Source organism: Klebsiella sp. HMSC16C06 (assembly GCF_001808325.1).
Lineage (GTDB): Bacteria > Pseudomonadota > Gammaproteobacteria > Enterobacterales > Enterobacteriaceae > Klebsiella > Klebsiella variicola.
This window is the reverse complement of the sequence record NZ_KV792976.1, coordinates 88,675-108,308: the sequence shown is the minus strand read 5'-3', so window position 1 is coordinate 108,308 and position 19,634 is coordinate 88,675. Positions and strand designations below refer to the sequence as shown.

Sequence of the window (19,634 nt, the reverse complement as noted above, 5' to 3'; positions counted from 1 at the left end):
TCTGGCCCCCAGATTATGTCAGAACGGGAACTTGGTGGTTCCCGTTTTTATTATTAGTTTTCGAACGGTTATCAAAATTTTATCAAAACAAGTTATCAAAACCCCTCCCGAAAAACCTCATAAGGCCACCGTTGTCCACCCCTTCCCTCGATCATCATGGTACCTATCCGTTTGTTGTTGAGTTTTATGTCCAAGTAAATCTTTCGTGTTTATACCCTGGGCTTTATATAACCGCTCGGAAAGCGATCTTTGTTCATGGAAAGTTGCCGGGGTACCTTGTCCCCAGTCAATATCTGCACTGCCTCTTGCCTTGCTGAAATTCATGGTCAGTGTTCTGGGTTTCACCTGTGCTCCTCGCTCAGCCTGTGAGGTGGTTCTAAAGAAATGAACCAAATAAGGGCTTACTGCATAATCCCGGCAACGACTGATTACATCTCGGAGGCTCCAGTTGATTGCGTTGCAACGCAGAGCTAATGGTATAGCGATTTTGCTTCCGGTTTTCTCTTGCTCAACGTGTAGATGATCGTCCCAGATGTCCGAGAATTTCATACGGGATATATCACCTAGTCGCTGTCCTGTTACTATGGCTAAAAGCATGGCGTTCCCCATGTATTTGTGATTTTCATCGGCTATATCAAAAATCTTTTGCCATTCCTCAAGAGTGAGGCGCTGGCGAGTGATCTTTCTACGAGGTTGTTTAGTTGCTAGTGCAGGGTTATAACCAGGAGGTACTTCTCCCGCATGCTGAGCTTCTTTAAAAACATCTATTAGGACAGAGCGAATGACCTGAGCCATTCTGGGTTATCCCTCCGCTAAATATTCATCAAGAATTTGCGCAACATCTCGAACATTGACAGCGGATATTAATTTCATTCCTACCCGCTCCTTAAGCAGAGATACTGGTTTTGCTTTTTGTTTGATAGTGTTTTCTTTAATATCTCCGGACTTTAATCTTTCCTGCTGAATCTTCCAGTAACGTTCAAGCCAGGTGTTAGTTGATATTGATTTTCCTGAGCTGGTGGAAATTCTGTCAGTGATTGCCATTATCTGGCGGGTTTGTTGTTCCGCCAGTCTTTTATTTGCTTCAATAGCTATTGCCGTGGCCTCTGCTTCATCTGTTCCTAGACTATGAAACTTACCAGTTATCGGGTGCTTATAACGCCAGTATACTTTATTAACCTTTCTACTGTAGAGCGGGTATAAATTTGGAATAGATATATTATTTTTAAGTGGTCTGGCAGCCATCGTTCAAAATCCTCTGCAAAAGAACAGGGTCGCTTTTCTTTACTACAGGAGTGGTCAATGTACCGACCAACTCAGCATCCTCCCTGACGCGCCAGAATCGACCTTCTTTTTTGGCTGGGGGAGAAAACATATTCTGTTTAGCATAATTCCTGAGAGTGGAAACGCTTGGAGGATTGCTTCTATATTTCTCGTTTGCCCACTCTTCAAGGGTTAACATCTGAAGCATGTGTTTTACCTCATTATGGCCCATTGCTGGGCCAGTAACCGCGCAAGAGTCAATGAACGTAGACAACATGTCATTTGTCGTCCCTGCCGGTACTGGCGACGCTGTTCTGCGATATGGCTGTTACCTAGGCCGTAACGGACAGATGGTATTAACCATCCTCTCAAGATTCGACGCCTTCGCCGCGCGCAATAACAACGTAATTAGAGCTGCATCATCTGCTTAAATCATGGCCCCGCTAGGGGCCTTTTCTTTTTCCAGGGAAAACCATCCAGGAGGAACTTTATTATGGCTATGTATGAAGTCGGCACCGTCACGGGTGCAGCGTCGCAGGCACGGGTGACAGGTGCGACAACAAAATGGTCACAGGAGGCGCTGGGGATACTGCCCGGGTCGATTCTGGTGGTCTACCGCAGCGGTAGTGCTGACCTGTATGCGATCAAATCTGTGGACAGCGACACGCAACTGACGCTGACCCGGAATATCACCACCGCATTTTCCGGTGCCTGTTACGGCATTATTACCGCTGAAACCGCCAGCACCTCGTCGTTTGCTAACCAGCTGGCCAGCGCATTTGCATTCTGGCGTAGTGTGGTGGAGGGCTGGTCGATGGCCCTGACCGGCAGCGGCGATATCACCCTGACTGACCCGATCACCGGAAAGCAGGTGACCGTACCGGCGATAGCCGGGATGGCGAAGGCATCGGATCTTAACGCACTGGCAAAACTCACTGGAGGAAACGACCTCGACGGCTCGCAGGTTATAACCAGCGATAATGCCGGTTTTATTCTTGGCAGGAACAACGATATTGGACTGGTCAAAAAATCAGGCACCTACGGGAAGCTGATGGTGGGCAGCGGAACGCGCTTCAGCGTGGTGAAAGGAAATAAGGCGACCATCAGCCCTGAAGATACCCAGACGGAGATTATGGGGGTCGATAGCGCCGGCAATATGGCTGTTCCGGGCAACATCAGCGCGGGGAAATATTTTGCGCAGGCCATTGAGCTATCGATGAGTACGCCATACATCGACTTTCATTTCAACGATAGTACCGCCGATTACACAACACGGCTTATCGAGAACGTAGCAGGTGAGCTGACTCTCGAAGGGGCCTTTATGTGTAAAAAGCATCTATACGCCTGGGGAGCACTCATGGCGAGAAGCGTTGCCCCGAGCAATCCAGCGAATGGACAACTGATCACCGGCGCACCGTTCCAGTCGATGATTCAAGGGCGTGGCGGCTTTGGCGATGCCCGTGGTGCGGTAGCAAACTATTATGTTGAGGAGTCTGTGGGTTCGGAGCACAGGGCGGTTGTCTATCTCGATGATTATGGCCGAACTGATGCATGGATCTTCCGTGCTGGCGGCACCATTTCCACTGGCAAAGGGGACGTCCTGACCACCGGCTCAGACGTGCGGCTTAAAGAGGATTTTACGGAATCTCGGGAAGGTGCCTCCAGGCGCATTAACGCGCTGGGGGTATGCGAGTTCAACATGAAGGGTGAAACGCGCCGGAGGCGTGGATTTATCGCCCAGCAGGCTGAAAAAGCTGACGATCTGTATACTTTCCTCGGCATCGAGCAGGAGATTGATGGCGAAAAATTCAGAGTGATGAATGTGGATTACACGGCAATCATCGCCGATTTGGTGACCGTGGTACAGGATTTGCTTAGGCGAGTTGACGCCCTAGAAAGTTGAGGAGCATAAAAAATCCCCCGGAGGCACTTGCCGGGGGCAACTGAAACGACATTAATTGCTGTGTACATCACAGAATAATTTGAAGTAAACGATAAGTAAGTTCAAGTAAACTTCTACTGGTCAGATGTTGTGTCGTTTTTTAATAACCTACCAAAATTAATAATGCAATAGTGCTAAATCCTGTTGGGTTTTCATGTTTAAGGATTTAAAACTAAAGTATTACTTTCCATCAGATAGAAATCATAAAGATAGATTCAGGGTAATGGATGCTAAATATTATTATTGACACGTTTATAATTAATTGAGGTGCAATCTTGTAATTTTTACACCCATGTTATAAATTTGTAATGCAGGGCGGTTTTATCTTGTTATTTAGTGGGTTGTAGTGATATCGGTTCTTAGCGATTTTTAATAGGCTTTCTATGTTAACAAATTTCCCGGATGAAAAATACATTTCTGATAGAAATTCATCGTTTATTAAACGAGTATATTTTTTACGTCAGATAGGTGTCGTTCTTTGCTTTCTCCCTATATACTCTGTCCTCCAGGAGCAGTCACATCAAAAAATAACAATAGCCTTGTTAATTCTTAATGCACTCATCTGGCCATCGGTTGCTTATCTGGCAAGCATGATGTCGAAGGATATGCTGGGTACTGAAAAAAAGAATATGATACTTGATTCATTCTGGGCTGGTATCTGGATAGCCGTAATGCAAGTTAGTCCAATTCCATCATTATTCATAATTTCAGTTCAAATAGCTGATCGCTATGCTGCTGGTGGATGGAAAATTTTAAAACCAGCATTAACGTGTATGATGATTAGTTTCCTGACAGTTTGGTTAGCAAATGATTTCAGATATACGATTGAATTCAGTACCCGAACGGTATTGCTTTCTTTACCCTTGGCAACCTGCTATCCCATTGTATTGAGTGTAGTTTCAAGACATTTATCTATAAAGTTGAGGAAAAGAAGGGAGTTACTGGAAAAGCAGGCCCTGATGGATCCTGGTCTAGATCTTCCAAATCGCCGTTTTTTTGAGCAGAAAATGGAAAGTGCTTTTCGTGCGACGCGTAAAAAAAGAATTCATTCATATCTTATGCTCATTGATGTTGATAATTTTAAAAAAATTAATGATACCTATGGTCATGAAGTAGGCGATGCGGTGTTATCTCGTATATCAACAATATTACGAGAGTGCGCTGGTGTGAAGGACGTGCCAGCAAGGATTGGTGGCGATGAGTTGGCTATTATTGTTAACAACAGTAATAACAAGCTTGTTATAGCTATGGTTCATTTAATTCAAAAAAATATTAAAGATCTTTCATTGCCTTCCCACAAAGATATGTACTGTACTGTCAGTATCGGTATTTCTTGTGCAGAAAATAAAGAATCAATCATCGAGTGGATCAAAGAGGCTGATGAAATGCTATATGAAGTTAAACGTAACGGAAAGAATGGATATTGCATGCCAAATAATTGAAGAAGATATGATTTCTTTTCTCATGATTTTATACATATATATGTTTAAGAACGTTTATTATCCACAATTATAACAAGGATAAATCTCTTCGAAACCATAAGCGCCTTTCAACTTACATTGGACATCTGCCACCCAAGTCATTCGCGTAATGCAACTATCTGATCCAAATAGCTTTAATATTGAAATCATGTTTCTTTTTTAACCTTCCTTTTCATTTGATTTGAATGATCGATCGATACTCAAAGTATGATAGTTTTTGCCTATCATTAGATCGTTATCGATCATTTTAAACTATTTCTCTTTCATATTTAATTATGACACGATTAGGATTATTCTTAGTTCCGGTGTTTTTTTAATGATAAAGAACAGTGTGGAAATAGAATCCTGTAGATTTGTTTTAGAACCATCTTACAAAAAAGATGGTTCTGTACATTCTTGGGAAATTCTCACGAAAAATGTTAAAAAAAAGAATGCTAATGGTTACCTTGCTAATGAAAGTGCTTTTTGTTTCAGCACACTAAGTGACAAAGAAAAAATCGATTTGTTTAATAAACAGATATTGACAATTGAAGAAATTGATGCTTCTAAATTGAAGTTAAAGCCAGTTTCGTTGAATGTTGACAGCCTAATTAGCGATTATATCTTGAATGATAAATATATTAGCGATTACTTAAAAAAACAAAAAAACATTGCCTTTGAGATTAACGAAGAGTTTCATGAATTTAATACTAAATGCTGTATGATTGACTTAAAGTGTCTTTCGAAATTGTGTCCAGTATGGCTGGATGATTTTGGGAGGGGTTTAACAAGTATTACAATTATTCAGATGTTTAATTTTGAATGTATAAAAATCGATAAAGATTATTTCTGGGAAATACAGTATGAGAGTAAATTATTTAAGATATTAAATGAAGTAAAATCATACTGCAATTTCGTAATTGTTGAGGGAGTTGAGACAATAGAACAAAAAAATAAAGTACATTCTGTTGTTGATTGCGCTTGCCAGGGAAGGTTGTGGATGAGCGATTACTATTATGTCGAGATTTAAAATAAATGATAACAAAAGATAAAAAATGTCCATTTTGTGGTGCATATTTAATTGCTGAGGACCACTGCCAAAGTTGCCATGCATTTCAGATTAAAGGATATGTATCAAGAGACGCTCGCACAAGAATTAATTTGGTATCTATCGGCACGTCTTTACTGGTTGCGCTCTTTGGAATCTTAGTTGTGTTTCTGGTATCTTTCGGTATCGGTGCATATATTGCTATAATTGCGTTTTCTCTTGTTTTTTATTTTATTATGAAAAAGATTCTGTATTTAAAAGAAGAGAAAAAAGGGAAGATGGTTTGGAAAAGAGCAATAATCACATGGTAGATAATTATTAAAATAATATTATAGTGATGGTGCTTTCAATGAAAGCCTCGAATTTCGAGGCTTTTTTATAGTATTTTTATAATGCTTTCAAAGCATGAATTAGAACATCCGAAATATTTAACCCGACTCACAGGGAGTGAGTATTATTGGCTAATAATTCACCCTCCAGATGAGCTGAAAAACTCAAAGCCAGTTATCAAAACTGAAAATATACTAATGAATTTCAATAGGTTAGGGCTTAGGCTAAAAACATTAACCACATATCAAAAACACCTATTTTTCTTTTTAAATCAATAAGTAATGATGTTGTTAGTTAACTACTGCTGCGCCACATGCAGTGGTTCGAAGCCGCAGACCTGATCGTCAAAGGCATGGAAGGCGCTATCGCCGCCAAGACCGTGACCTATGACTTCGAACGTCTGATGGAAGGCGCTAAGCTGCTGAAATGTTCAGAGTTTGGCGACGCTATCATCGCGAACATGTAATCCCGTTGGTGGATTAAGTAAAAGCGGGAGTCGATGGGCTCCCGTTTTTTTTGATTTTCAGTCAATGATTCCCCCAGGTGCTCATCGGATCGTGTAGTGACAGATATCCTGCTGCACGACATCAACCAGTTCAATGCTGCCTTTCTAACTTAAGTATTTGCCATGACCGGGTTATGAACTCAGAAAGATATCAGGTTAGGAAATATCTTGGCAGTTTGCCATTACCAGAAGTGTATATATAGAATCTCTTTTTCTTTAAAAAGAGATTGATAGCGAAAAAGAATGCGTTGTATAGGTAAAATTCCCTAAAAATCTTGTTCTTCTAATTTTCTTCAATACAATGAAGAAGTCTTACTTTATCTATACAAACTCTAATTCATACATCAAGGAGAGATACTATGGCAGTCCAAACTTATAAGGAATTAGCAGAAATATATGCTGCTCGCATATCTAAATGTAAAGATGGAGATATGCGAGTGATAGAATTGAATAAAATCTGGATGGAAATTCAGACTTTAACAGTAGATGGAAACCCTCTTACTGAGCATCAACGGGTTCGTATGCTCGAAGAGCTAAAAAAGGCCCTGACGGACCTGGGGTATGACGATGATGTTATCGCCCTTGAACACTACAGTGGTAGGGAGGATTATGAGGCGTTAGCTAAATCAGGCTCATCCATTAGCAATGATGAAATACTAGCAATGATGAGAATGGTAGCAAAAGGACCGAAACCATGAATCAAGAACAATTAAATATTGTAACGCTAACGCTGTCATGTATAGCTTTGGTGGCTTCTATCTATTCAGCACTTCAATATCGCAATGCAAACGTTATTTCCAAAAGAGCGCTGAAGTTACAGGAAGCTGCTCTCGAAAGTCAGATTACAAATAGTATTGCTACTGCAACAGTACAGCTGCGCGAGGCATTGATGAAATACGCAGAAGCTGATAGCTCTGCTGTCAACTATCCAATCATCAGCAAAAATTATAATTCAGCACAAGAAACTTGGCTCAATGCATATGATCAAGCCTGTATGAGTTATCGTGAAGGAAAACTAAACAAGGAAACGTTTAAGAAAACTTATCACGTTCCAATCAGAGAGTTGTACGAAGATAAGGAGTTGCAGTTTTTCTTCAGTCCTGCTGACACATCTAAATATCAGTCAATTATATCGGTTTACCGGGAATGGGAAACCTATCATCGCTGACAGTTTCGACAAGAGTCGGGATTTGGCAAGTTATTGTTTTTAGATTGAAATATAAAAAATTAATCTTACTGAACAGGTTTAACTTATTGATTTTAAATTTATTATAGAAGAGGTAGTGAAACATATTATTTGTTTCTGGTTAGGAATGAGCACAGATTAGCTTATCCTCACATGGTGCCCTTAATCCCCCGTCACACGTTCCCCGACATAGAGGTGCGGAATTTATGCGGACATGCAAACAGATGCACCAAAGTTAGAGGGGGAGTTCGGGGAGAAAATGCAGGTTAAAACCGCGCCGAACGTTAAGGCGCCAAATGGGTGACTGAAAAGCAATACGCTATCCGCTCACTTTCAGATTAAACAGCCGGGACAACGCCGCTCTGCCGCTATCCGTCACTTGCACTTCCCGATATCCCGGCGTGCAGGTTATCCATCCTTTCTGCTCAAACAGTGCCATCAGCGCCGATCCGGCGTCACCGCCCAGATGAAAACGTCTTTCACTCCAGTCAAGACAGGGACAGCAAGGCTTACGTCGCGGGCGGGTGTTCAGTACTGCGCCAAGGCGTTCAAGCTGGGCTTTACCGGCTGATGTCAGGGCCAGGCCATCGGCCGCCAGCCATTTTTCCCGCAGCATAAACTCATAAATGTTCACCGCCAGCTCGCCCGCCAAATGGTCGTAGCAGGTGCGTGCGTAACGAAGGTTAACCGGCGTGCTGGGGAGAAGCGTCTTATGCGCCTGCATAGAGACGCCCATCAGGTTTTCCAGCAGCGCGGCGATATGCGCGCCCGCCAGGCGGTAATAGCGGTGACGCCCCTGCGCGAGACACACCACCAGCCCGTTGCTGAGCAGTCGGGCAAGATGTCCGCTGGTGGTGGAGGCAGACACCTCGGCAACCGTACTGAGTTCGGTTGCCGTCCATGCGCGCCCATCCATTAGCGCGCATAGAATACTGACCCTTGACGGGTCAGAGAGGGCGGAGGCCACCATCGCCATAGCGGTTTCCAGCGCCTCCTCTGGCTCACTGTCTTGCTGCGTTTTCAGGAGATTCATTCAGAAAGTATGGCCCATTTTTTGGTCACTTCCGCAGCCCGGGTGTCATCATCGGTAATGAGAATGAGCCGGTTACGGTGGTCGCTGTACTGTACCAGAATATTAATGCCATTGCGGGCAAGGGTGTCTGCGATGTCGCCCAGTTCCCCTGGTCGTTCCTGAGGTAACTTTCTGATCAGAGGACGGCATACACTGCTGACGGCAAAGCCGGCCTCGGTCAGTACCCTGCGGGCTTTCTCACCGTCTTCCACCAGAAAATGCGCATGTCCGGCCTCAGGCGTGGTGAATACGCCGCCGCCTTCGAGCCCCACGCCGTTGTTACCCAGCGCCATACCCATTGCGCCAAGCGAGCCCGGCGTGTTGCTGAGAATCACGTGGATGTCATACATCTGGCTGTGCTCCCCGATCCGATGCGTAATCCCGGAACACGCGGGCAACGCGTATTCTGTAGTATGAAAAAATCGATGCTTTGCCTTCGCGCTGGGCAGCCAGATGCCGCTCATTTTGCTGCCAGTTGGCCACCGATGCTTCATCTTCCCACCAGGATAGCGAGAGGATTTTGCCGGGCGTACTCAGGCTCTGAAAGCGCTCAATGGCAATAAACCCCGGCGTGTCTGAAAGCAAAGGCGTCAGCCCGGCCGCCAGCTGTAAATATCTTTCCTGTGCTTCTGGTAAGGCGTCGGCTTCAAAAAGTACCGCAATCATCAGTGTGCTCCGTGGTGAATGTCCCCGCAGTCTACTGACGGCCCGAGCAGGATGCTTCGGTGGGCAGCGAAGTATGCCTGTAGGCAGATAAGCGATGGTAATGGCAGTTTGCCAGTATATTTTCGCGCTTGTGAACGGCAAAAAAAGAAAGCGTTTGATGCCCTGGTGCGACTTGCGGCCTTATGGTTTGAACAGGCCAGAGCAATAGCCGTGCAGCCGCGCCGTCATGCAGTCCCGGCAAAAAGTACACTCGAACGAGCAGATAAACGCCTCGGGTGAGTCTGGCGGCAGATCTTTATCACAGCATTCGCAATTCGGGCGTAACTCGAGCATTAACTTCTCCTGTGGTTAACGGCTGTATCAGCGACGGCGGGTCAACGCATGCTGTTTTTATATCACGGCCCGGACTGGCTGCCGAGAAGGGCGGATTAACTTCCGCCTCAAAGCGTTGCCTTCCCGGGCTGCATCCCCGGCACAAGGATGACTTTGCGGCATGCCTCTTCGCGTTTCTCAAAGATCTGATAGCCGCGCGCGGCCTCCTCCAGCGGCATATGGTGAGTGACGATCTCCTCCGGGGTGAGCAGCCCTTGCTCAATTAGCGCCAGCAGGTCCGGCAGCCAGGCATGGACGTGGGTTTGCCCCATCCTGAAGGTCAGTCCCTTATCAAAGGCATCACCAAACATAAACCCATGAATGAAACCGGCGTAAACCCCGGGCACGCTGACGATACCGCCGCGGCGCACGGCGGCGATGCACTGACGCAGGGCTTTTCCGCTGCTGCCCTCGATTTTCAGGTTGCTGAGGACGGTTTCCGTGAGGCTGCCTTTCGCCTCGAAGCCCACGGCGTCAATCACCGCGTCGACGCCGCGATGTCCCGGCGTGTTATCGATAATCCACTGCGCCGGGTCGTCATGGGTGTCGAAGTTTATCGGGATCGCGCCATAGCGTTGCTGCGCGAAATCGAGTCGGTAATCGTTATGATCGATGATAAATATCTGCTCTGCGCCATTGAGCCTGGCGCAGGAGGCGCACAGCAGCCCTACCGGGCCGGCGCCAAAAATAGCCACGCTGCTGCCGGGTTTGACCTCGGCGTTTTTTACTGCCTGCCAGGCGGTGGGCAGAATATCTGACAGAAACAGCACCTTTTCATCGGGTAAGGTGTCAGGCACTTTAAATGGACCGGTATTGGCTTTGGGGACCCGTACATATTCTGCCTGGCCGCCCGGGATGCCGCCGTACAAATCGCTATAGCCAAACAGGGCCGCCGGTGGCGAAATGCCTTTTCGGTTGAGTGTCGCCCCCTGGCCGCTATTGGTGCTTTCGCAGGCGGCATACTGCTGCAGGCGACAAAAGAAGCAGTCTCCGCAGGCGATCACAAACGGGATAACCACCCGGTCGCCTTTGCGGACCGCGGTGACCTCGGAACCCGCTTCCACCACTTCCCCCATAAATTCATGGCCGAAAATATCGCCGTGGTGCGTGCCGGGGATCTTTCCGCGGTAAAGATGGAGATCGGAACCGCAAATCGCCGTCGCGGTGACGTGCAGTATAATATCGTCCGGCGCCTCAAGGGCCGGGTCGGGCATGGTGTCGACGCTGACATGATGGGGACCATGATAAGTGAGTGCTTTCATTGCATATTCTCCTGGAGAGAACGGCTGACCGCATCAGGCGCAAAGGCATATTGACCTGACGCGATGGCCACCGATAAACCACCGTAAAAATAAAGCGTAGAGTACAAGTAATGGAACTGCGTGATATTTCAGTTGTTGGGTGTGTTTTACGTTTCGCTTATTTCACGTTTGGTTTGTTGGGTTATTTGCATATTCGGATGAAGAAGGCTAGCCTTAATCAGGCATGATATTCGCTCCATTTTTTTATTTGATAGCCGCTCCCCCAGCGGCTTTTTTTATTGGTTATCTTTAGAAAAGTTCTGAATTTCATGCCGACGAAGCCTCGCCGCGCCGCTTCGTTATATACCTCAACAGGAGTACTCCGATTGTATCGATAATACGAGGTCTGCAGGTATTATTTCCCCGCACACAGTAAGTTAGCGGTGATGTGCCGTCTGGTTATTTTTAATGTGTGTTGTAGAATTATTCCGAATTACTGCTGAAAGACGTCGGGAAAACGGAATAATAATTTGACTAACCAGCATTACCCGCTAGAGTTAAATATCGAACGACGAGTGATACGGAATATTTTCGTATCGTACTGACATAACCGATATACATGAGGTGAAATATGGCAGAGCATCGTGGTGGTTCCGGTAATTTTGCTGAAGACCGTGAAAAAGCTTCTGAAGCAGGTCGTAAAGGTGGTCAGCACAGCGGCGGGAACTTTAAAAATGATCCGCAGCGTGCGTCCGAAGCGGGTAAAAAAGGCGGACAAAACAGCCACGGCGGTGGCCGCAAGTCCGATAATTCCTGATTATCTTTTTCCTTGCACCCTGAAGTGAAAGTATCTCCTGCGAGTCTGTATAGACTCGCAGTTATTTTCTGACTCCAGAAGGTATTTCTATGAATATGAAAAGCATTGAAGATGTATTTATTCACCTGCTCTCAGATACCTACAGCGCAGAGAAACAATTAACCCGCGGGCTGGCTAAACTGGCCAGAGCGGCGTCCAGTGAAAAACTCAGCGCGGCGTTCAATGCTCATCTCGAAGAAACCCAGGGCCAGATTGAACGTATTGACCAGATTATTGAGCAGGAATCCGGCCTGAAAATCAAACGCATGAAATGCGTGGCCATGGAAGGATTAATCGAAGAGGCCAATGAAGTCGTTGAGAGCACGGAAAAAAATGAGGTACGAGATGCTGCGCTAATTGCCGCTGCGCAAAAGGTCGAGCATTACGAAATTGCCAGTTACGGCACCCTGGTCACCCTGGCAGAACAGCTGGGCTATAAAAAAGCGGTCAAATTGCTGGCCGAAACGCTGGAAGAAGAAAAGCAAACCGACGTTAAATTAACCGATTTGGCGGTAGGTAACATTAATAAAAAAGCGGAAAAATAAACGCGCTCTGACACGAGGAAATGACCATGAATCACGTTGAACATTATCATGACTGGCTACGCGATGCGCATGCCATGGAAAAGCAGGCAGAATCCATGCTCGAATCGATGGCTGGCCGTATCGATAATTATCCGGATCTCCGTGCCAGAATTGAACAGCATATTAATGAGACCAAACGGCAAATTACCGTGCTGGAAGAGATCCTCGACCGCAACGACATTTCGCGCTCGGTGATTAAAGATTCGATGAGTAAAATGGCGGCTCTCGGCCAGTCCATCGGCGGAATGTTTCCTTCCGATGAAATCGTCAAAGGCTCGATCAGCGGGTACGTCTTCGAGCAATTTGAGATCGCCTGCTACACCTCTCTGCTGGCGGCGGCTGAAAAAGCGGGCGACACCGCCTCCATCCCGGCTATTGAGGCTATCCTGGCGGAAGAGCGGGAAATGGCCGACTGGCTGATCAAACATATTCCTCAGACCACGGAGCAGTTTCTCCTGCGTTCAGATGCTGACGGCGTAGAAGCGAAAAAATAACCCAGGAGGCAGGCCTATGTTTCGTCATGTGAAACAACTGCAGTATACCGTGCGCGTTGCTGAACCCAATCCGGGGCTCGCGAATTTACTGCTCGAACAGTTTGGCGGTCCTCAGGGCGAGTTGGCCGCCGCGTGTCGTTATTTCACCCAGGGATTAAGCGATGACGATCCTGGCCGCAAAGATATGCTAATGGATATCGCGACAGAGGAGCTGAGCCATCTGGAGATCATTGGCACCCTGGTCGGCATGCTGAATAAAGGCGCCAAAGGAGCCCTGGCGGAGGGCACCGAGAGCGAGGCGGAACTTTATCGTTCACTCACTGCCAACGGCAATGACAGCCATATTACCTCGCTGCTGTACGGCGGCGGTCCCCCGCTGACCAACTCGGCGGGCGTGCCGTGGACGGCGGCCTACATTGATACTATCGGCGAACCCACCGCCGACCTGCGGTCGAATGTCGCGGCGGAGGCGAGGGCGAAGATCGTCTATGAACGCCTGATCAACGTGACCGACGATCCCGGCGTGAAAGACGCGCTGGCGTTCCTGATGACCCGCGAAGCGGCGCATCAGCTCTCTTTTGAGAAGGCGCTGCAGTCGATTCGCAACAACTATCCTCCGGGCAAACTGCCGCCCATTAGCGAGTACGCTAACACCTACTACAATATGTCTGAAGGTGGAGAAGTACGCGGCAGCTGGAACAGTGACAAACACTTCGATTATGTCAAGGATCCGCAGCCGGCCGTGGATGGCGGAGATGGCGGCGCTACTGTCGGCCTGACGCCAGAGCAGGAAGCGCTGTGCAAAGCGATGCTGAAGCGAACGCAGTCTGACCCGCAGGGCGATCCTTTGACCGGCGCCGAACTCGGCGCCGGTAAGCAAAACACTTCCTCATCGGCTAAGTGATGTTCGCATGAGCCCCGGCTGCGGCCGGGGCGATTCACAATGATGGGTGTGGAATATGTTTGAATTCGACGCGTTTCATCTGGCCCGATTGCAATTCGCCTTTACCGTTTCCTTCCATATCCTCTTTCCGGCCATCACCATCGGCCTTGCCAGCTACCTTGTGGTGCTTGAGGGGATGTGGCTGCGAACCCGGGATAACGTCTGGCGCTCACTCTACAATTTCTGGCTGAAAATTTTCGCCGTCAATTTTGGGATGGGCGTGGTCTCCGGATTAGTGATGTCCTATCAGTTCGGCACCAACTGGAGCGGATTTTCCCAGTTTGCTGGCAGCATAACCGGCCCGCTGCTGCTGTACGAAGTGCTGACTGCCTTTTTCCTCGAAGCGGGATTCCTCGGGGTGATGCTATTTGGCTGGAATAAGGTGCCGCCGGCGCTGCATTTTTTTACTACCTGCATGGTGGCGCTTGGCACCCTGGTCTCCACTTTCTGGATCCTCGCCTCCAACAGCTGGATGCAGACGCCGCAGGGTTTTACCATCGAAAATGGTCATCTCATTCCGCAGGACTGGCTGGCGATTATCTTTAACCCCTCGTTCCCGTATCGTTTGTTTCATATGGCGATAGCCGCGTTTCTCAGCAGCGCCATGTTCGTCGGGGCCTCTGCCGCGTGGCATCTTCTGCGCGGCAACGACTCGCCGGCCATCCGCAAAATGCTGTCGATGGCGATGTGGATGGCGCTGCTGGTGGCGCCAATCCAGGCGGTGGTGGGGGATATGCATGGTCTTAACACCCTTGAGCATCAGCCAGCGAAGATCGCCGCCATCGAAGGGCATTGGGAAAACCGACCCGGCGAGGCCACGCCGCTGCTGCTGTTTGGCCTGCCGGATATGGAACAGGAGCGCACCCGCTATGGCCTCGAGATCCCCGCTCTCGGCAGCCTGATCCTCACTCACAGTCTGCATAAGCAGGTGCCGGCGCTGAAAGACTTCCCGAAAGAGGACCGACCCTATTCACCCGCCGTTTTCTGGTCGTTTCGCATCATGGTTGGGATGGGCGTGTTGATGATCGCCTTAGGGATCTGCAGCGCCTGGCTGCGCTATCGGCGGCGACTGTATCACTCGCGTCCCTTTCAGTGGTTTGCGCTCTGCATGGGGCCTGCCGGCCTTATTGCCCTGGTCGCCGGGTGGGTGACCACCGAGATGGGCCGCCAGCCGTGGGTGATCTACGGCTTGCTGCGCACCCGGGATGCGGTGTCGTTGCACAGCACGCTGCAGATGGCCATCAGTCTGCTGGTGTTTATCGTGGTCTACTGCGCGGTATTTGGCGTGGGGTATTACTACATTTTCCGGCTGATTAAAAAAGGGCCGCAACCGGTGACGGAGCTGACCTCGCAAACCGCAGGCACCCCGGCGCGTCCGCTCTCGGCGGCAGAGCCGGTGCGTGATGAGGAGAACGCATCATGAGCATCGATATCTCGGTGATTTGGTTTGTCATCATCGTCTTCGCCACGCTGATGTATATCGTGATGGATGGTTTCGATTTAGGTATTGGGATGCTGTTCAGCGTGGTGCATGATGGCGAAGAGCGCGATGTGATGGTCAACAGCGTGGCGCCCGTCTGGGATGGAAATGAAACCTGGCTGGTACTCGGCGGGGCAGGGCTGTTCGGCGCCTTTCCGCTGGCCTATGCGGTGATCACCGATGCGCTGGTCATCCCGCTGACGGCGATGCTCATCGGTCTGATTTTTCGCGGCGTGGCGTTTGAATTTCGTTTTAAAGCGGTTCCCTCGCATCGTACCTTCTGGGACTATGCCTTCGCCGGCGGCTCGCTGCTGGCGACCTTCAGCCAGGGGATTGTCGTCGGCGCGTTTATCAACGGCTTTGCGGTGGCTGACCGCCGCTTCGCCGGTTCGACGCTGGACTGGCTTACCCCCTTTAACCTGTTCTGCGGCCTGGGGCTGGTGGTGGCCTATCTGCTGCTCGGCACCACGTGGTTGATCATGAAAAGCGAAGGCGCGCTGCAGCAGCGGATGCGCGAGCTGACCCGCAAGGTGCTACTGGCGCTGATGGTGGTGATCGCGGTGGTCAGCGTCTGGACGCCGTTGGGCTGGCGCTACGTGGCGGAGCGTTGGTTCACGCTGCCCAATTTCTTCTGGTTCCTGCCGGTACCGATTCTGGTGTTGGCGCTGGGCCTGTGGATCTGGCGCCTGAGCGCGCGCCCCGCCAGCCACGCCCGCCCATTTATCCTGACGCTGGGCCTGATTTTCCTCGGCTTCAGCGGGTTGGGGATCAGCGTCTGGCCGAACATTATCCCACCGAATATCTCCCTGTGGGATGCCGCCGCGCCGCCCTCCAGCCAGGTGTTTATGCTGCCGGGGGCGCTGCTCATTATCCCGGTGATCCTGATGTATACCGCCTGGAGCTATTACGTCTTTCGCGGCAAAGTCTCCGGCAGCGAAGGCTATCACTGAGCCTGATTCGCGCCGGCAGGTGAGGATTTGCCGGCGCGTCGCGCCAACCGCGCGGGAATGACCGAGATAGCCGCGGACAAACCGGCGACCCGTTCCACCCCCTCGGGCAGGGTATCGATATGGATGCGCACTGGCACACGCTGCGCCAGCCGCACCCAGCTGAAGGTCGGCTCGACCTCCGGCAGGCCCAGGGCGCCGGTCTCATCATTGGTATCGCCGATCCCGTGTCCGATACTCTCCACATGGCCGGTAATGACCGGATCATACCCCATCAGCGTGATATGTGCGGTATCGCCAACGTGGATGTGGCGCAGACGGGTCTCTTCAAAATACCCCACCACCCAGAAACGCTGGCCATCGATAATGGCCACTTTCGTCACCCCGGCGGTGGCATAGTCGCCCGGGCGTAGCCGCAGATGGGTGACGTACCCGGCCACCGGCGTCCGCACGGTGGCATGCGCTAAATTCAGTTGCGCCAGCGCCAGTGCCGCCATCGCGCCCTGGTAGTTAGCGGCCGCGACGCTGGCCGCACTATTGGTCTGTTTCAGATCTTCGCTGGAGATGACGCCCTGGATCTGCGCCCGTCGTCTGGCGGCATCCTGGCGCATCGCCATCTCCTGGCGTCGGGCTTCCACCTCCGCCTGGGCGCTACTGACCGCCAGCTTCAGCCAGCGCGGATCGATGGAATAGAGCACATCTCCCCGATTGACCCACTGGTTGTCTTTCACCGCCACGCTGGCCACCGGCCCCGAGACATCGGGAGCGATCTGCACCACGTCGGCCCGCATCCGACCATCGCGGGTCCAGGGCGTTTGCGCCTCCTGTTTCCAGAGAATGAAAGCCAGTAGCGCGGCGGCGGCAACGGCGCCTAAGGTCAGGGCGTAGCGGCCCAGAAGAGTGAGATAGACTGTCATACGGCAAACCCCAGCATGTTAACTTCCTGCATAAGCAGAAAAAAGAGTGCGATATAGAGGGAAAGCCCCCACAGCGGGCGGCAGGGCAAGCGGCCCAGGCCCCGGACGGAGAAAATAAGCGGTTGCAGCAGCAGCGTCGCGAGCAGGGCGACAAGGCCGACAACCAGCAGGCCGGGGAAAAATACCCCGCCCATCGCGAGATCACGCATGGTTTTGGCTCTCCTCAGGCCGGTGTAAGGCGCAATACAGGGAAATGAGCGCTTCCGCGCGCTCATGTGAGGCGGCATCAGCCGGTAAACCGTGGGCTAACAGCGCGTCAACAGGCTGCGCGAGGGCCTCTATGTCCGGCTCCTGTCTAAGGGCGTCAAGCAGCGTCTGCACAGCGGTAGCCGCTTCTCGATCCATCGGCTGATAGCTACGGCGCAGGTGGATCACCGCCAGGCCGGTACGAATATCGTGCAGCATCTTGTCCAGCAGTTGACCTGCGGTTGGCCCGCTCTGCGGTAGCCGCGGCAGCAGTAAAGCGGTCCGGTCGATCATCAGGTTGGTCCAGCGGTGGGCATTCTGCGCCAGTCGGCCCCGCGCGGCGCGGCGGATATCGCGACGGCACAGCGTCAGCAGACGATGGACAGCGGCATCGGCCTGCACGGTTTGCAGCAGGCGCATACCAAACGCGGCATAGCCGATGGCGACAAACAGCGCGATAGACGTATTCATCGCCGTCGCGAAATCCCCCTGATAACTGGGGCCCAGTTCGCACAATATCGGCAGCGTCAGGGTGATGCCCATCGCCATAAAGGTGGTCGGCGGCCGCGCCTGCAGTGAACCGGCCAGCAGATAGACCGGGGCGAGCATCGCCGCCAGCAGGGCAAATTCGCTCACCTGCGGCAGCAGGGCGAAGCTATACAGCAGGCTGAACAGCACGCCCCACACGCAGCCGATCAGGTATTTCACCAGATGCGCCGCCGGCGCATCGAAGCTGGCGAACAGGCTACAGCAGACGCCGAGGATCGAGACCGCAGTGCCGCCATCGGGCCAGGCGGAGCCTATCCAGATCAGGCAGCCGCTGAGGATGATGACGAAGGCGCCGAAGGCGGTCCGCAGGGCGCTGAGCGGATCGCGATGGAAAACATAGCCCTTTGCCGAGCGGGCGTCAGGGGGCAGGGTTGGCGATCGGCGGTGATAAATCGCCTTCGCCAGCCGTTCGCTCTGCTGCAGGAGACGGATGGCTTCCGCCAGGTGGCGCACCAGGCTAACGCGCAGCGCCTCGTTCAGCGTCTGCGCAGGGGCGCACCGGTTGATGAGCTGCTCGCAGCGGGAGAGTAGCCCGTCGGCGGAGAGCGCCGTTCTGTGGGCTTCCGGACCTCTCAGCCAGACCTCTGCCTCCGTTAGCAGCGTCTGCAGGTCGTCAGGTGGCTGCCCGCACCTCTGTAAACGGTCATACAATTCGCCATTGACGATCAACAGTCGTGCCAGCCGGTCGTGGATCGCTTTTCTGACCTCGCGGTGGGGAACAGAGAGACCGTCATCCCAGGGAAGATGGTGGTTGATGCCCTGCAAAAACTGCAGGCTCAGCGCCAGCCGCAGGGTTTCCGCCGCCACCGGCTTACCGGCCAGCGTATCGGCGATCCGCTGCCGGGCGGTTGCCAGCGTCTGTGCCAGCGTGCTGTTAAACCGCCCGGCGATGCGCACCGGCAGCACGAAGCGGTGAATCAATCCGGCGCACAAGATACCGATGGCGATCTCTTCCACCCGAGTGACCGCGAGGTCAAAGATGGTCCCGGGCACGGAGACGGCGGGGAAACCAATCAGGCTCGCGGTGTAGCCCGCCAGCAAAAAAGCGTATCCGCGCGGCGTGCGCTCAAGCAGCGACAGACACAGGCAACCCGCGATCCACAGGGCCAGCATGGCACTACACAGGATCGGCTGGTTAACGAAGGTGGGCACGATGAAGACGGTGGCCGCCGCGCCGACGAGGGTCCCGACCAGGCGATAGACGCTGCGGCTTAGCGATGCGCCCACCGAGGTCTGCGACACGATATAGACAGTGATGATGGCCCACGAAGGCCTTTGCAGACCGATGGATAGCGCAAGATAGTACGCCAGCATCGCCGCGGCGAAACTCTTTGCGGAAAAGAGTATTGCCTGGGCATCACTGCGCAGGACGGCTGAAGTCGATTGCGGCATGAAAGGGCGCGCGACGGCGCCTGCGGCACGCAGCCAGGAGGACTGGCGAAAGTGGTTGATGTTCATGCCGCGGATTATGGCTGGCTTGCGCTTGCGGCGAAATACTCTATTCTGTCAAAAAATACCTGAATCTGGCCAATC

The 19,634-nt window shown here is 51.2% G+C and carries 20 protein-coding genes and 4 pseudogenes; 14 read left to right on the top strand and 10 right to left on the bottom strand.

Annotation, left to right across the window (positions count from 1 at the left end; genetic code table 11):
• Positions 1-117 precede the first annotated feature (117 nt).
• Positions 118-1,245: pseudogene (locus tag HMPREF3142_RS01370) on the bottom strand (phage integrase Arm DNA-binding domain-containing protein).
• Positions 1,226-1,471, bottom strand: coding sequence for an excisionase (locus HMPREF3142_RS01365; protein ID WP_012542206.1), 246 nt, complete (start codon positions 1,469-1,471; stop codon positions 1,226-1,228). The pseudogene HMPREF3142_RS01370 and the gene HMPREF3142_RS01365 overlap by 20 nt, the downstream one beginning before the upstream one ends.
• A gap of 34 nt (positions 1,472-1,505) precedes the next feature.
• Between HMPREF3142_RS01365 and HMPREF3142_RS30155 the strand changes: the two are divergent.
• The 8 genes and pseudogenes from HMPREF3142_RS30155 to HMPREF3142_RS01335 all read left to right on the top strand — a co-directional run.
• A pseudogene (locus HMPREF3142_RS30155) lies at positions 1,506-1,694 on the top strand (hypothetical protein); the annotation flags it as partial.
• Between the two features lie 62 nt (positions 1,695-1,756).
• Entirely contained in the window at positions 1,757-3,166 is a 1,410-nt protein-coding gene (locus HMPREF3142_RS01360) for a tail fiber domain-containing protein (protein ID WP_023322372.1), read from the top strand.
• A 422-nt stretch (positions 3,167-3,588) separates the two neighbouring features.
• The gene (locus HMPREF3142_RS01355; RefSeq protein ID WP_023322373.1) at positions 3,589-4,647 is read left to right on the top strand and encodes a sensor domain-containing diguanylate cyclase; all 1,059 of its coding nucleotides are present in this window, start codon (positions 3,589-3,591) and stop codon (positions 4,645-4,647) included.
• Between the two features lie 355 nt (positions 4,648-5,002).
• A complete protein-coding gene (locus tag HMPREF3142_RS01350) occupies positions 5,003-5,695 on the top strand; it encodes an EAL domain-containing protein (protein WP_021462616.1) in 693 nt (230 codons plus the stop codon).
• Between the two features lie 5 nt (positions 5,696-5,700).
• Positions 5,701-6,024, top strand: a complete 324-nt coding sequence (locus tag HMPREF3142_RS28865; protein ID WP_123806412.1) for a hypothetical protein — start codon at positions 5,701-5,703, stop codon at positions 6,022-6,024.
• 317 nt (positions 6,025-6,341) lie between these two features.
• Positions 6,342-6,509, top strand: a pseudogene (locus tag HMPREF3142_RS27210) (isocitrate/isopropylmalate family dehydrogenase); the annotation flags it as partial.
• A 398-nt stretch (positions 6,510-6,907) separates the two neighbouring features.
• Positions 6,908-7,246, top strand: a complete 339-nt coding sequence (locus tag HMPREF3142_RS01340) for a hypothetical protein (RefSeq protein WP_032732780.1) — start codon at positions 6,908-6,910, stop codon at positions 7,244-7,246.
• Entirely contained in the window at positions 7,243-7,716 is a 474-nt protein-coding gene (locus HMPREF3142_RS01335) for a hypothetical protein (protein WP_032730035.1), read from the top strand. The genes HMPREF3142_RS01340 and HMPREF3142_RS01335 overlap by 4 nt, the downstream gene beginning before the upstream one ends.
• 337 nt (positions 7,717-8,053) lie before the next feature.
• On the opposite strand, the gene HMPREF3142_RS01330 is transcribed toward HMPREF3142_RS01335, so the two are convergent.
• The 5 genes and pseudogenes from HMPREF3142_RS01330 to HMPREF3142_RS01315 all read right to left on the bottom strand — a co-directional run bounded on the left by HMPREF3142_RS01330 (position 8,054) and on the right by HMPREF3142_RS01315 (position 11,106).
• Positions 8,054-8,767: an ArsR/SmtB family transcription factor gene (locus tag HMPREF3142_RS01330; RefSeq protein ID WP_064171154.1), complete on the bottom strand. Its 714-nt coding sequence runs from the start codon at positions 8,765-8,767 to the stop codon at positions 8,054-8,056.
• Positions 8,764-9,156 carry an amino acid-binding protein gene (locus HMPREF3142_RS01325; RefSeq protein ID WP_032732783.1) on the bottom strand — a complete coding sequence of 131 codons (393 nt, stop codon included), beginning with the start codon at positions 9,154-9,156 and terminating at the stop codon, positions 8,764-8,766. The genes HMPREF3142_RS01330 and HMPREF3142_RS01325 overlap by 4 nt, the downstream gene beginning before the upstream one ends.
• Complete coding sequence (locus tag HMPREF3142_RS01320) at positions 9,149-9,472, bottom strand: antibiotic biosynthesis monooxygenase family protein (protein WP_012542151.1); 324 nt, start codon at positions 9,470-9,472, stop codon at positions 9,149-9,151. Before HMPREF3142_RS01320 ends, HMPREF3142_RS01325 begins: the two co-directional genes overlap by 8 nt.
• A gap of 201 nt (positions 9,473-9,673) precedes the next feature.
• Positions 9,674-9,805: pseudogene (locus HMPREF3142_RS27205) on the bottom strand (DUF1272 domain-containing protein); the annotation flags it as partial.
• A gap of 107 nt (positions 9,806-9,912) precedes the next feature.
• The gene (locus tag HMPREF3142_RS01315) at positions 9,913-11,106 is read right to left on the bottom strand and encodes a zinc-dependent alcohol dehydrogenase (protein ID WP_070611411.1); all 1,194 of its coding nucleotides are present in this window, start codon (positions 11,104-11,106) and stop codon (positions 9,913-9,915) included.
• Positions 11,107-11,716: 610 nt separating this feature from the next.
• Between HMPREF3142_RS01315 and HMPREF3142_RS01310 the strand changes: the two genes are divergently transcribed.
• From HMPREF3142_RS01310 to cydB, 6 genes are all read left to right on the top strand, one after another.
• Positions 11,717-11,902: a con-10 family general stress protein gene (locus HMPREF3142_RS01310; RefSeq protein ID WP_004150795.1), complete on the top strand. Its 186-nt coding sequence runs from the start codon at positions 11,717-11,719 to the stop codon at positions 11,900-11,902.
• Between the two features lie 89 nt (positions 11,903-11,991).
• Complete coding sequence (locus tag HMPREF3142_RS01305) at positions 11,992-12,486, top strand: YciE/YciF ferroxidase family protein (protein WP_008807707.1); 495 nt, start codon at positions 11,992-11,994, stop codon at positions 12,484-12,486.
• A gap of 26 nt (positions 12,487-12,512) precedes the next feature.
• A complete protein-coding gene (locus HMPREF3142_RS01300) occupies positions 12,513-13,019 on the top strand; it encodes a ferritin-like domain-containing protein (RefSeq protein ID WP_008807706.1) in 507 nt (168 codons plus the stop codon).
• Between the two features lie 16 nt (positions 13,020-13,035).
• Complete coding sequence (locus HMPREF3142_RS01295) at positions 13,036-13,923, top strand: manganese catalase family protein (RefSeq protein ID WP_043875502.1); 888 nt, start codon at positions 13,036-13,038, stop codon at positions 13,921-13,923.
• 55 nt (positions 13,924-13,978) lie between these two features.
• Complete coding sequence (locus HMPREF3142_RS01290) at positions 13,979-15,385, top strand: cytochrome ubiquinol oxidase subunit I (RefSeq protein ID WP_012542145.1); 1,407 nt, start codon at positions 13,979-13,981, stop codon at positions 15,383-15,385.
• Positions 15,382-16,392, top strand: coding sequence for a cytochrome d ubiquinol oxidase subunit II (gene cydB, locus HMPREF3142_RS01285; protein ID WP_032732786.1), 1,011 nt, complete (start codon positions 15,382-15,384; stop codon positions 16,390-16,392). Before HMPREF3142_RS01290 ends, cydB begins: the two co-directional genes overlap by 4 nt.
• On the opposite strand, the gene HMPREF3142_RS01280 is transcribed toward cydB, so the two are convergent.
• From HMPREF3142_RS01280 to HMPREF3142_RS01270, 3 genes are read right to left on the bottom strand one after another with little or no spacing between them, the layout of a single operon-like run.
• Positions 16,386-17,306 carry an efflux RND transporter periplasmic adaptor subunit gene (locus HMPREF3142_RS01280; protein ID WP_032732787.1) on the bottom strand — a complete coding sequence of 307 codons (921 nt, stop codon included), beginning with the start codon at positions 17,304-17,306 and terminating at the stop codon, positions 16,386-16,388. The two genes, cydB and HMPREF3142_RS01280, sit on opposite strands and share 7 nt — an antisense overlap.
• Positions 17,303-17,515, bottom strand: coding sequence for a DUF1656 domain-containing protein (locus HMPREF3142_RS01275; RefSeq protein ID WP_023322380.1), 213 nt, complete (start codon positions 17,513-17,515; stop codon positions 17,303-17,305). The genes HMPREF3142_RS01280 and HMPREF3142_RS01275 overlap by 4 nt, the downstream gene beginning before the upstream one ends.
• A complete protein-coding gene (locus HMPREF3142_RS01270) occupies positions 17,508-19,559 on the bottom strand; it encodes an FUSC family protein (RefSeq protein WP_048267758.1) in 2,052 nt (683 codons plus the stop codon). The genes HMPREF3142_RS01275 and HMPREF3142_RS01270 overlap by 8 nt, the downstream gene beginning before the upstream one ends.
• Between the last annotated feature and the right edge of the window lie 75 nt (positions 19,560-19,634).